11 protein-coding genes are annotated in these 11,358 nt (G+C 68.9%); 8 read left to right on the top strand and 3 right to left on the bottom strand.

Annotation, left to right across the window (positions count from 1 at the left end):
* Nucleotides 1-30: 30 nt before the first annotated feature.
* A complete protein-coding gene (locus ACFXI4_RS44300) occupies nt 31-324 on the bottom strand; it encodes a DUF397 domain-containing protein (protein ID WP_385003310.1) in 294 nt (97 codons plus the stop codon).
* 280 nt (nt 325-604) lie between these two features.
* Between ACFXI4_RS44300 and rpsO the strand changes: the two genes are divergently transcribed.
* From rpsO to ACFXI4_RS44275, 5 genes are all read left to right on the top strand, one after another.
* Nucleotides 605-892 carry a 30S ribosomal protein S15 gene (gene rpsO, locus ACFXI4_RS44295; RefSeq protein WP_362718925.1) on the top strand — a complete coding sequence of 96 codons (288 nt, stop codon included), beginning with the start codon at nt 605-607 and terminating at the stop codon, nt 890-892.
* 351 nt (nt 893-1,243) lie between these two features.
* On the top strand, nt 1,244-3,469 hold the full coding sequence (locus ACFXI4_RS44290; protein ID WP_362718921.1) for a polyribonucleotide nucleotidyltransferase: 2,226 nt from the start codon (nt 1,244-1,246) through the stop codon (nt 3,467-3,469).
* Nucleotides 3,466-4,845 carry a M16 family metallopeptidase gene (locus tag ACFXI4_RS44285; RefSeq protein WP_385003306.1) on the top strand — a complete coding sequence of 460 codons (1,380 nt, stop codon included), beginning with the start codon at nt 3,466-3,468 and terminating at the stop codon, nt 4,843-4,845. Before ACFXI4_RS44290 ends, ACFXI4_RS44285 begins: the two co-directional genes overlap by 4 nt.
* A 26-nt stretch (nt 4,846-4,871) precedes the next feature.
* Nucleotides 4,872-5,624 carry a 4-hydroxy-tetrahydrodipicolinate reductase gene (dapB, locus tag ACFXI4_RS44280; protein ID WP_385003303.1) on the top strand — a complete coding sequence of 251 codons (753 nt, stop codon included), beginning with the start codon at nt 4,872-4,874 and terminating at the stop codon, nt 5,622-5,624.
* 14 nt (nt 5,625-5,638) lie between these two features.
* Entirely contained in the window at nt 5,639-6,091 is a 453-nt protein-coding gene (locus tag ACFXI4_RS44275) for a hypothetical protein (protein WP_362718913.1), read from the top strand.
* 78 nt (nt 6,092-6,169) lie between these two features.
* Here ACFXI4_RS44275 and ACFXI4_RS44270 read toward each other — a convergent pair whose 3' ends face one another.
* Together ACFXI4_RS44270 and ACFXI4_RS44265 are read right to left on the bottom strand one after the other, a co-directional pair.
* The gene (locus ACFXI4_RS44270; protein WP_362718910.1) at nt 6,170-6,724 is read right to left on the bottom strand and encodes a hypothetical protein; all 555 of its coding nucleotides are present in this window, start codon (nt 6,722-6,724) and stop codon (nt 6,170-6,172) included.
* Between the two features lie 89 nt (nt 6,725-6,813).
* Entirely contained in the window at nt 6,814-7,050 is a 237-nt protein-coding gene (locus ACFXI4_RS44265; RefSeq protein ID WP_385003299.1) for a hypothetical protein, read from the bottom strand.
* A gap of 200 nt (nt 7,051-7,250) precedes the next feature.
* On the opposite strand from ACFXI4_RS44265, the gene thyX reads away from it, so the two are divergent.
* From thyX to ACFXI4_RS44250, 3 genes are all read left to right on the top strand, one after another.
* Nucleotides 7,251-7,991 carry an FAD-dependent thymidylate synthase gene (thyX, locus tag ACFXI4_RS44260; RefSeq protein WP_385003296.1) on the top strand — a complete coding sequence of 247 codons (741 nt, stop codon included), beginning with the start codon at nt 7,251-7,253 and terminating at the stop codon, nt 7,989-7,991.
* 226 nt (nt 7,992-8,217) lie between these two features.
* Complete coding sequence (gene dapA, locus ACFXI4_RS44255) at nt 8,218-9,117, top strand: 4-hydroxy-tetrahydrodipicolinate synthase (protein WP_385003293.1); 900 nt, start codon at nt 8,218-8,220, stop codon at nt 9,115-9,117.
* 156 nt (nt 9,118-9,273) lie between these two features.
* Complete coding sequence (locus tag ACFXI4_RS44250) at nt 9,274-10,959, top strand: ribonuclease J (RefSeq protein ID WP_385003289.1); 1,686 nt, start codon at nt 9,274-9,276, stop codon at nt 10,957-10,959.
* Nucleotides 10,960-11,358: the final 399 nt, after the last annotated feature.

Raw genomic sequence — 11,358 nt, 5'->3', positions numbered from 1 at the left:
GCCCGTGCCGCCCCACCACCGGGCCTTCGGTCACCGGGCGGCCGGGCCGCCGTCGCGCTCGGTCGGCTCCAGGTCGAACTCGCCGTCCCGGGCGCCCAGCACGAAGGCCCGCCACTCCGCCTCCGTGTACCGCAGCACGGTGCCCGGGTCGAGCGACGACCGCATGGCCACGGCGCCCTCGGGCAGGTAGGCGATCTCGACCCGTTCCTCGTCCTGCTCGGTGCCGGGCGCGCACTGCCACTCGACGCCCGAGATGTCGAGCGCGTAGAGCTCGTCCCGCTCCCGCTCCTTGCGCGCCTTCATCTCCTCAGCCGTCTCGCTCATCCGGCGGCGACCCCTTCCCGACGACGTACCTATGCTGTGACCGTCACACTACTGGCGGTCGCGCCGCCGCCGGCTGTCTCGCACGGTCCGGGACCGTCCCGGACATTCTCGTACTCCGGCACTGGTACCCTGGTCGACGGCCGTTTGTGTACGCACCCCCGGAGTCCCCCGTGGACCCCTGAGGCCGCGCCCGACGGATCCCCGCCTCCCGAGTTGTGGAAGCTCCCCCGCGATGAAGACCGGGGGCGCTCGGTGGGCACTCAGACAACGAGGAGTAAGCGTGTCGCTCGACGCCGCAGTGAAGAAGCAGATCATCACCGAGTTCGGGACCAAGGAGGGTGACACCGGCTCCCCCGAGGTCCAGGTCGCTCTGCTCTCCCGTCGGATCTCCGACCTGACGGAGCACCTCAAGACCCACAAGCACGACCACCACTCCCGTCGTGGTCTGCTGATCCTGGTCGGTCAGCGCCGCCGCCTCCTGCAGTACCTGGCGAAGAAGGACATCCAGCGCTTCCGTGCGCTGGTCGACCGCCTGGGCATCCGCCGCGGTGCGGCGGGCGCCAAGTAAGACGCCGTCAAGGGAGCGGTTCCCGGAGACACCCGGGGCCGCTCCCTTTGCCGTACGTGCGGAAACGTGCGGAGTGTCACTCACGCTTTGTAGTGTGGTAGCACAACGCAATACGCACGACACAGAACGACGTACGGCACAGAGCGACGCCGTACGACCCAGAAAGAGGAGAAGCGCACCTAAGCCGCCGCCGGTCCTCGGTAGTGGCCCCCGGGGGGAAGCGAGCCCCGGGTGCTTCGATCGAAGACCGGCCCGCACAGCACGGCGCGCTTCTCCGGCACCGTCCCCCTGCCACACGGGCAGATCGGGACAAAAGACGCATCGCAGACGAAAGTAACGGAGAAAACGCTAGTGGAGAACGAGACCCACTACGCCGAGGCCGTCATCGACAACGGCACCTTCGGCACCCGCACCATCCGCTTCGAGACGGGCCGCCTGGCCAAGCAGGCCGCCGGCTCCGCCGTGGCGTACCTGGACGACGACACCATGGTGCTGTCGGCCACCACCGCCTCCAAGAACCCCAAGGACCAGCTCGACTTCTTCCCCCTCACGGTGGACGTCGAGGAGCGCATGTACGCGGCCGGGAAGATCCCCGGTTCCTTCTTCCGCCGTGAGGGCCGGCCGAGCGAGGACGCGATCCTCACCTGCCGCCTGATCGACCGCCCGCTGCGCCCGTCCTTCAAGAAGGGCCTGCGCAACGAGATCCAGGTCGTCGCCACCATCATGGCGCTCAACCCCGACCACCTGTACGACGTCGTCGCGATCAACGCCGCGTCCGCGTCCACCCAGCTGGCGGGTCTGCCCTTCTCCGGCCCGATCGGCGGCGTCCGCGTCGCGCTGATCAACGGCCAGTGGGTCGCGTTCCCGACGCACACCGAGCTCGAGGACGCCGTCTTCGACATGGTGGTCGCCGGTCGCGTCCTGGAGGACGGCGACGTCGCGATCATGATGGTCGAGGCCGAGGCCACCGAGAAGACCATCCAGCTGGTCAAGGGCGGCGCCGAGGCGCCGACCGAGGAGGTCGTCGCCTCGGGTCTGGACGCCGCGAAGCCCTTCATCAAGGTGCTCTGCAAGGCCCAGGCCGACCTCGCCGCGAAGGCCGCCAAGCCGACCGGCGAGTTCCCGATCTTCCTCGACTACCAGGACGACGTCCTGGAGGCGCTGTCCGCCGCCGTCCGCCCGGAGCTCGCCGCCGCGCTGACCATCGCCGGCAAGCAGGAGCGCGAGGCCGAGCTGGACCGCGTCAAGGGTCTGGCCGCCGAGAAGCTGCTCCCGGAGTTCGAGGGCCGCGAGAAGGAGATCTCCGCCGCGTACCGCTCGCTGACCAAGCAGCTGGTCCGCGAGCGCGTGATCAAGGAGAAGAAGCGCATCGACGGCCGCGGTGTCACCGACATCCGCACCCTGGCCGCCGAGGTCGAGGCCATCCCGCGCGTGCACGGCTCGGCGCTGTTCGAGCGTGGCGAGACCCAGATCCTGGGCGTCACCACCCTCAACATGCTCCGGATGGAGCAGCAGCTGGACACCCTTTCCCCGGTGACCCGCAAGCGCTACATGCACAACTACAACTTCCCGCCGTACTCCACCGGCGAGACCGGCCGCGTCGGCTCCCCGAAGCGCCGCGAGATCGGCCACGGCGCCCTCGCCGAGCGCGCCCTGGTCCCGGTCCTGCCGACCCGCGAGGAGTTCCCCTACGCGATCCGTCAGGTGTCCGAGGCCCTCGGCTCCAACGGCTCGACGTCCATGGGCTCGGTCTGCGCCTCCACCATGTCGCTGCTGAACGCCGGTGTGCCGCTGAAGGCCCCGGTCGCCGGTATCGCCATGGGTCTGATCTCCCAGGAGATCGACGGCGAGACGCACTACGTCAGCCTCACCGACATCCTCGGTGCGGAGGACGCCTTCGGTGACATGGACTTCAAGGTCGCCGGCACCAAGGAGTTCGTGACCGCCCTCCAGCTCGACACCAAGCTGGACGGCATCCCGGCCTCCGTCCTGGCCGCCGCCCTCAAGCAGGCACGGGACGCCCGCCTCCACATCCTCGACGTGATGATGGAAGCGATCGACAAGCCGGACGAGATGTCCCCGAACGCCCCGCGGATCATCACCGTCAAGATCCCCGTGGACAAGATCGGCGAGGTCATCGGCCCCAAGGGCAAGATGATCAACCAGATCCAGGAGGACACCGGCGCCGAGATCACCATCGAGGACGACGGCACCATCTACATCGGTGCCGCCGACGGCCCGGCCGCCGAGGCCGCCCGCGCCACGATCAACGGCATCGCCAACCCGACGATGCCCGAGGTCGGCGAGCGCTACCTGGGCACGGTCGTGAAGACGACCACCTTCGGCGCGTTCGTCTCCCTGCTGCCCGGCAAGGACGGTCTGCTGCACATCTCGCAGATCCGCAAGCTGGCCGGCGGCAAGCGCGTGGAGAACGTCGAGGACGTCCTCGGCGTGGGCCAGAAGGTCCAGGTCGAGATCGCCGAGATCGACTCCCGCGGCAAGCTCTCCCTGATCCCCGTGATCGAGGGCGAGGAAGACGCTTCCTCCGAGGACGCAAAGGACGACACCGACAAGTGACGTCGAGCAGCTCCACGACGACGGCCCGCACCTCCTCGGAGGCGCGGGCCGTCGCCCGTACCCAAACCCTGATCAAGGGCGAGAACGGCATCGGCACGGTCCGCAAGACCACCCTCCCCGGCGGCCTGCGCGTCGTCACCGAGACCCTCCCCTCGGTGCGCTCCGCGACCTTCGGCATCTGGGCCCACGTCGGCTCCCGCGACGAGACCCCGTCCCTGAACGGCGCCACGCACTACCTGGAGCACCTTCTCTTCAAGGGCACCACGCGCCGCTCCGCCCTGGACATCTCCTCCGCCATCGACGCGGTCGGCGGCGAGATGAACGCGTTCACGGCCAAGGAGTACACGTGCTACTACGCGCGCGTGCTCGACACCGACCTGCCGCTCGCCATCGACGTCGTCTGCGACATGCTGACCGGGTCGCTCATCCTCGAGGACGACGTCAACGTCGAGCGCGGCGCGATCCTCGAAGAGATCGCCATGACCGAGGACGACCCCGGCGACTGCGTGCACGACCTGTTCGCGCACACCATGTTCGGCGACAACGCCCTCGGCCGCCCGGTCCTCGGCACGGTCGACACCGTCAACGCCCTCACCGCCGACCGGATCCGCCGCTTCTACAAGAAGCACTACGACCCCACCCACCTGGTGGTCGCGGCGGCCGGCAACATCGACCACAACAAGGTCGTACGACAGGTCCGCGCGGCCTTCGAGAAGGCCGGCGCCTTCCGCACCGCCGAGGCGGCCCCCATCAGCCCGCGCCAGGGCAGCCGCACCATCCGCACCGCCGGACGCGTCGAACTCCTCGGCCGCAAGACCGAACAGGCGCACGTCGTCCTCGGCATGCCGGGCCTGCCCCGCACCGACGACCGCCGCTGGGCGCTCGGCGTGCTCAACACCGCCCTCGGCGGCGGCATGTCCTCCCGGCTCTTCCAGGAGGTCCGCGAGAAGCGCGGCCTGGCCTACAGCGTGTACTCCTACACCTCGGGCTTCGCGGACTGCGGCCTCTTCGGCGTCTACGCCGGCTGCCGGCCCTCGCAGGTCCACGACGTCCTCAAGATCTGCCGGGACGAACTGGACCAGGTCGCCGAGCACGGCCTGCCGGACGAGGAGATCGGCCGCGCCGTCGGCCAGCTCCGGGGCTCCACGGTCCTCGGCCTGGAGGACACCGGTGCGCTGATGAACCGTATCGGCAAGAGCGAGCTGTGCTGGGGCGAGCAGATGTCCGTCGACGACATGCTGGCCCGGATAGCCGCCGTGACCCCGGACGAGGTCCGCTCCGTGGCCCGCGACATCCTGGGACAGCGCCCCTCGCTGTCGGTCATCGGCCCGCTCAAGGACAAACAGGCCGCACGCCTGCACGACGCCGTCGCCTGACACACCACCGGTAAGGAACGAAGAAGATGAGCAAGCTGCGCGTGGCGGTCCTCGGGGCCCAGGGCCGCATCGGATCCGAGGCGGTCAGGGCGGTCGAGGCCGCGGAGGACATGGAGCTGGTGGCCGCCCTCGGCCGGGGCGACAAGCTGGAGGCGCTGGCCGACTCGGGCACCGAGGTCGCGGTCGACCTGACCACACCCGCCTCGGTGATGGGCAACCTCGACTTCTGCGTCCGCCACGGCATCCACGCCGTCGTCGGTACGACGGGCTGGACCGACGAACGGCTCGCGCAGCTGACCGGCTGGCTGGACCAGTCCCCGGAGACCGGCGTGCTCATCGCCCCGAACTTCTCCATCGGCGCCGTGCTGACGATGAAGTTCGCGCAGATCGCCGCGCCCTGGTTCGAGTCGGTGGAGGTCGTCGAACTCCACCACCCGAACAAGGTGGACGCCCCCTCCGGCACCGCCACCCGCACCGCCCAGCTCATCGCCGAGGCCCGCCGCACGGCCGGCACCGCCCCGGCCCCGGACGCCACGGTGACCGCCCTGGACGGCGCGCGCGGCGCCGACGTCGACGGGATCCCCGTGCACGCCGTCCGGCTGCGTGGCCTCCTCGCCCACCAGGAGGTCCTGCTCGGCGGCGAGGGCGAGACCCTCACCATCCGCCACGACTCCCTCCACCACAGCAGCTTCATGCCGGGCATCCTGCTCGGCGTCCGCCGCGTGGTCACCGCTCCAGGCCTGACCTTCGGCCTGGAAAACTACCTGGACCTGGGCTGATCGAGGCCTCTGAGATGCGCGCGAAGCTCTCCTACGTCGTCACGGCCGCCGTCCTGGTCTTCTACTTCGTCCTGGTCGGCAGCCGGGGCGTGATGCTCATCCAGACCGGCACGGTCCTCACCGTCACCTTCGGGGTGGCGGTGCTGATCCTGCCGGTCATCGGCGTGTGGTTCCTGTGGAAGAACACCCAGTTCGTGCGCCGGGCCAACGCCCTCGCCGCGGAACTCGACGCCGAGGGCGGCCTGCCCGTGGACGAACTGAAGCGCACCGCCGGCGGTCGCATCGACCGGGACTCCGCCGACGAGGTCTTCGCCAAGCGCAAGGCCGAGACCGAGGCCGCCCCCGACGACTGGCGCAGCTGGTTCCGGCTCGCCGTCGCCTACCACGACGCCCGGGACACCCCGCGCGCCCGCAGGGCGATGCAGCGTGCCATCGCCCTGCACGACGGCAGGCCGGTGGAGGCCTGAAACACATACGGCACAGGTACGGCAGGGGCCGGTCCGCCGATGCGGACCGGCCCCTGCCGTATGTGTTCAGCGTGGCGTTCAGCCGCGCCCGTACTCCGCCGCCCACGCCTCCACGGCGTCCGCCGCACGGTCGAAGGCCGACGCCCGGCCCAGGAAGTCCATCCCGTGCGTGGTCAGCAGCGGCTCCGTGTCGGCCGTGGGCCGGTCCTTGCGTACGAGGGTCAGCGCCTGACCCTGTACCGTGCGCGGCAGCCCCAGCCAGCGGACCGGCTGCTGCGCCGTGCGCACCGAGACGACCCGCTTCCACGGCACCGTCCGGGTCCCCAGCAGGCCGATCTGGCGCACTCCGCGCGCGCTCACCCACACGCCCATGCGCAGTATCCGCAGGGCGGCGGCGATGATCAGCAGCGCGATGCCGAGGACGATTCCGGCGGAGTCCAGTGAGCCGGTCAGGGCCAGTGCCACCGCGGCGAACAGCACGAACGAGGCGAGCAGCAGCCACAGGGCGGCCCCGCCCACCCGCCACGGCCCGGGGCGGTACGGGCGCCGCCAGCGGTCCCGGTCGTCGTAGGGCAGGGGGCTGTCGAGCGCCGCGTCATCGGTGCGGTCGGCCATCAGGAAGGGCAGGGGCACGGCTGGTCCTCACTCAATCCATGCATGGGCTGTGCCCGGTGAGGTTATCCGCCTGTGTCCCCGGCCACCACTCGAGGGGGCCGGAAGAGTCAGTGCCCCTGGGAGGCCTGCGACTGCTGGGTCCCCGGGTCGGACGGCGTGGACAGCGCCGGCATGCCGAGGACCAGGGAACCCGCCATTCCCGCGACGAGGGTGAGCCCGAGCAGCCACCGCCCGGCTATCTGGCTCACCGACGACCGCTGACGGGGCGGGGGAGCGACATTGCTGCGGAACCTGTCGGCCTCGGCGATGAAGGCGAAGGGTACGGGTTCGCGCCGACGGAACATAGTGGGCACTTCCTCCTGCGTGCTTCGTGCGGAATGCTCTCAGTGGTACAGACGAGCGACTGCCCGAAAGGGTGCCCAGTTTCGGCAGATTCACAGATGTTCGCCAGCGAATGTCGCGCACGCCCCGTGATCTGCGCTCCCACCAGCCCCGTAGAGTGGGCGCCGCTTCGAAGACGTGATGGGGAAGGACCCTCTGCACCGTGACCGACAGTCCCGCCGACGAACTCAAGATCTTCACTCGCAGCGACATCTCCGTTGAGCTGGTCAAGCACACCGCGTCCGACGCCGACGTCCTGTTCGCCGCCCGCGTCTCGACGCTCGGTGAGCAGTCCCTGGACGAGGTGAACAAGGACCCTGAGCGCTCCAGGGGTCTGATCAACTACCTGATGCGGGACCGGCACGGCAGCCCCTTCGAGCACAACTCGATGACGTTCTTCATCAGTGCGCCGATCTTCGTCTTCCGCGAGTTCATGCGGCACCGGGTCGGGTGGTCCTACAACGAGGAGTCCGGCCGCTACCGCCGGCTCGAACCGGTCTTCTACGTCCCCGGTGAGTCCCGCAAGCTCGTCCAGGAGGGCCGCCCCGGTAAGTACACCTTCGTGGAGGGCTCCCAGGCGCAGCAGGAGCTCGTCGGCCGGGTGATGGAGGACTCCTACCGTCAGGCGTACGAGGCCTACCAGGAGATGCTCGCCGCCGGTGTCGCCCGTGAGGTGGCCCGGGCGGTGCTGCCCGTCGGACTCTTCTCCTCGATGTACGCCACGTGCAACGCCCGCTCGCTGATGCACTTCCTCGGCCTGCGCACCCAGCACGAGCTGGCCAAGGTGCCCTCCTTCCCGCAGCGGGAGATCGAGATGGTCGGCGAGAAGATGGAGGCGGAGTGGGCCCGGCTCATGCCCCTCACGCACGCCGCCTTCAACGCGAACGGCCGTGTCGCGCCGTGACCACGCCGTGGGGCTGTCGTGCGCTTTGACGTGCTCGGCACAGATGTACGGATCAGCCTGGCGAGGTGTCCGTATTGCGGCATTTAGAGAAGTTCATCTAGCCTGATCAAACGGACCCGGCACTGCTTGAACCCCCGAGCAGGCAGTGCCGGGCTCCGCATTTGTCCGGACTTTCCCCGCACCCCAAGGGCAGACCACGTCGTGAGCACCGAGTAGCGTGTAACCCATGGCTCCGACCTCCACTCCGCAGACCCCCTTCGGGCGGGTCCTCACCGCCATGGTCACGCCTTTCACGGCGGACGGCGCACTCGACCTCGACGGCGCCCAGCGGCTCGCAACCCACCTGGTGGACGCAGGCAACGACGGCCTGATCATCAACGGCACCACCGGCGAGTCGCCCACCACCAGCGATGCGGAGAAATCGGATCTCGTCAGGGCCGTGGTGGAGGCGGTCGGTGACCGCGCCCACATCGTGGCCGGCGTCGGCACCAACGACACCCACCACAGCATCGAGCTGGCCCGCCAGGCCGAGCGCGACGGCGCCCACGGCCTGCTGGTCGTCACGCCCTACTACAACAAGCCCCCGCAAGAGGGCCTGTACCGGCACTTCACGGCCATCGCCGACGCCACCGGGCTGCCCGTGATCCTCTACGACATCCCCGGCCGCAGCGGCGTCCCGATCAGCACCGACACCTTCGTCCGCCTGGCGGAGCACCCGAGGATCGTCGCCAACAAGGACGCCAAGGGCGACCTCGGCCGTGCGAGCTGGGCCATCGCCCAGTCCGGCCTCGCCTGGTACTCCGGCGACGACATGCTCAACCTGCCGCTGCTCTCGGTGGGCGCCGTCGGCTTCGTCTCGGTCGTCGGCCATGTGGTCACCCCGGACCTCAGGGCCCTCGTCGAGGCCTTCACCGCCGGTGACGTACAGAAGGCCGCGGAGATCCACCAGAAGCTGCTCCCGGTCTACACCGGCATGTTCCGTACCCAGGGCGTCATGACGACCAAGGCCGCGCTGACCCTCCAGGGGCTGCCCGCCGGGCCGCTGCGCGCCCCCATGGTCGAATGTTCGGCCGAGGAGATCTCCCAGCTCAAGATCGATCTTGCCGCCGGCGGGGTACAGCTCTGACAACAGACTTTGCGCGGATGTCCGCGTAGCAAGGCCTAACAACTGAATACGGCGGGACACCGGTGCCCGCATCCCACAACGACAACTGCTTATGCACGAACGTCACGCACGCCACGTGCCCGACCGGTACGTGGCGTGCGTGGTGAGGAGAGTCTTTTGAGTCATCCGCATCCTGAACTCGGCCCGCCGCCCCAGCTCCCCGAAGGCGCCCTGCGCGTCACCCCGCTCGGCGGGCTCGGCGAGATCGGCCGGAACATGACCGTCTTCGAGTACGGCGGCCGCCTGCTGATCGTCGACTGCGGAGTGCTCTTCCCCGAGGAGGAGCAGCCCGGAATCGACCTGATCCTGCCGGACTTCACGTCCGTCCGGGACCGCCTCGAGGACATCGAGGGCATCGTCCTCACCCACGGGCACGAAGACCACATCGGCGGTGTCCCCTTCCTGCTCCGCGAGAAGCCGGACATCCCCCTCATCGGCTCCAAGCTGACCCTCGCCCTCATCGAGGCGAAGCTCCAGGAGCACCGCATCCGCCCGTACACCCTGGAAGTGGAGGAGGGCCGGCGCGAGCGCATCGGCCCCTTCGACTGCGAGTTCGTCGCCGTCAACCACTCCATCCCGGACGCGCTGGCCGTGGCCATCCGCACCCCGGCCGGCATGGTGGTGCACACGGGCGACTTCAAGATGGACCAGCTCCCGCTGGACAACCGGCTGACGGACCTCCACGCGTTCGCACGGCTGAGCGAGGAAGGCATCGACCTTCTTCTGGCCGACTCGACGAACGCCGAGGTGCCGGGCTTCGTCCCGCCCGAGCGCGACATCTCGAACGTCCTGCGCCAGGTGTTCGCCGGTGCCCGCAAGCGGATCATCGTGGCGAGCTTCGCCAGCCACGTCCACCGCATCCAGCAGATCCTGGACGCGGCCCACGAGTACGGCCGCAGGGTCGCCTTCGTCGGCCGTTCCATGGTCCGCAACATGGGCATCGCCCGGGACCTGGGCTACCTCAAGGTCCCGCCGGGCCTGGTCGTCGACGTCAAGACACTCGACGACCTTCCGGACAGCCAGGTGGTCCTGGTCTGCACGGGCTCCCAGGGCGAACCGATGGCGGCCCTGTCCCGGATGGCCAACCGCGACCACCAGATCCGCATCGTCGACGGCGACACGGTCATCCTGGCGTCCTCCCTGATCCCCGGAAACGAGAACGCGGTCTACCGCGTCATCAACGGCCTGACCCGCTGGGGCGCCGACGTCGTCCACAAGGGCAACGCCAAGGTGCATGTTTCCGGTCACGCCTCCGCCGGTGAGCTGCTGTACTTCTACAACATCTGCCGGCCGAAGAACCTGATGCCGGTGCACGGCGAGTGGCGCCATCTGCGTGCCAACGCCGAACTCGGCGCGCTGACGGGCATCCCGCACGACCGCATCGTCATCGCCGAGGACGGCGTCGTCGTCGACCTGGTCGAGGGCAAGGCCAAGATCTCCGGCAAGGTCCAGGCCGGTTATGTCTACGTCGACGGTCTCTCCGTCGGCGATGTCGGCGAACCGGCCCTGAAGGACCGCAAGATCCTCGGCGACGAGGGCATCATCTCGGTCTTCGTCGTGGTCGACTCCTCCAGCGGCAAGATCACGGGTGGCCCGCACATCCAGGCCCGCGGCTCCGGCATCGACGACTCGGCGTTCGCGGCGGTCGTCCCGAAGATCTCGGAGGTCCTGGAACGCTCGGCCCAGGACAGCGTCGTGGAGCCCCATCAGCTGCAGCAACTCATCCGAAGGACCCTCGGCAAGTGGGTCTCGGACACGTACCGTCGCAGGCCGATGATCCTCCCGGTGGTCGTGGAGGTCTGACCCGCGTACGCGTCAACCAGGAGCGGGGCGCCTCGATTTGCATCGGGGCGCCCCGCTCCAGTACGTTTACGGCTCCGCCCAGCCGGGAACCCCCGTGCTTCATGGACTGGATCCGGTTCTCCCGGACCGGGTGGAAATTCCGACTCAGAACTTCTGATAAAGTCGGAAACGCCGGAAAGGGAAACGCGAGAGCGGGAACCTGGAAAGCATCGAGGAAATCGGATCGGAAAACGGTCTGATAGAGTCGGAAACGCAAGACCGAAGGGAAGCCCGGAGGAAAGCCCGAGAGGGTGAGTACAAAGGGAGCGACCGTTCCTTGAGAACTCAACAGCGTGCCAAAAGTCAACGCCAGATATGTTGATACCCCGTCTCCGGCCGGTTCTTCGGTTGGGGCGAGGT

Source organism: Streptomyces sp. NPDC059224, from assembly GCF_042754285.1.
GTDB lineage: Bacteria > Actinomycetota > Actinomycetes > Streptomycetales > Streptomycetaceae > Streptomyces.
This window is presented reverse-complemented; position numbering and strand designations above follow the sequence as displayed.

Bases quoted from the DNA above. Each gene is read 5' to 3' on its own strand.
- ACFXI4_RS44265 (WP_385003299.1), bottom strand. From the start codon at position 7,050: ATGTTCCGTCGGCGCGAACCCGTACCCTTCGCCTTCATCGCCGAGGCC.
- ACFXI4_RS44275 (WP_362718913.1), top strand. From the start codon at position 5,639: ATGCGCGCGAAGCTCTCCTACGTCGTCACGGCCGCCGTCCTGGTCTTC.
- ACFXI4_RS44300 (WP_385003310.1), bottom strand. From the start codon at position 324: ATGAGCGAGACGGCTGAGGAGATGAAGGCGCGCAAGGAGCGGGAGCGG.
- dapA (WP_385003293.1), top strand. From the start codon at position 8,218: ATGGCTCCGACCTCCACTCCGCAGACCCCCTTCGGGCGGGTCCTCACC.
- dapB (WP_385003303.1), top strand. From the start codon at position 4,872: ATGAGCAAGCTGCGCGTGGCGGTCCTCGGGGCCCAGGGCCGCATCGGA.